Annotated in this window: 1 protein-coding gene; it reads left to right on the plus strand. The window is 60.5% G+C overall.

What is annotated here, in order from left to right; genetic code table 11:
- Nucleotides 1-749, plus strand: a 749-nt coding sequence (locus tag FIV39_RS32930) for a ribonucleotide-diphosphate reductase subunit beta (protein ID WP_146371721.1), incomplete at both ends; no start/stop codon positions are given.

Consider the following 749-nt stretch of genomic DNA (forward strand, 5'->3'; position numbering starts at 1 on the left):
ATCGTGCGCGCCAAGGCTGCCCTCGACAAACTCGACGTCGCCGAAGGCCTCGCCGAACTCGAAGGCGCCTCCGCCCGCGTCGCCGTTGACGAAAAGCGCATGATCAACTGCCGCGCCGACCTCAACCAACTCGTGCCTTTCAAGTACGACTGGGCCTGGCAGAAGTACCTCGACGGCTGCGCCAACCACTGGATGCCGCAAGAGGTCAACATGACCGCCGACATCGCCCTGTGGAAAAACCCCGAAGGCCTGACCGACGACGAGCGCCGCATCGTCATGCGCAACCTCGGCTTCTTCTCCACTGCAGATTCGTTGGTCGCCAACAACCTGGTGCTGGCCGTCTACCGCCTGATCACCAACCCGGAGTGCCGCCAGTACATCCTGCGCCAGGCCTTCGAAGAAGCGATCCACACCCACGCCTACCAGTACTGCATCGAATCGTTGGCCATGGACGAAGGCGAGATCTTCAACATGTACCACGAGATCCCATCGGTGGCCAAAAAAGCCGCCTGGGGCCTGAAATACACCCGCTCGATCTCCGATCCGAAGTTCGAAACCGGCACCGTCGACACCGACAAGGAACTGCTGCGCAACCTGGTCGCCTACTACTGCGTGCTGGAAGGCATCTTCTTCTACTGCGGCTTCACCCAGATCCTGTCCATGGGCCGCCGCAACAAAATGACCGGCGTGGCCGAGCAGTTCCAGTACATCCTGCGCGATGAATCGATGCACCTGAACTTCGGTATCGA

This window comes from Pseudomonas grimontii, from assembly GCF_007858185.1.
In the GTDB taxonomy this organism is placed as follows: Bacteria; Pseudomonadota; Gammaproteobacteria; order Pseudomonadales; family Pseudomonadaceae; genus Aquipseudomonas; species Aquipseudomonas grimontii.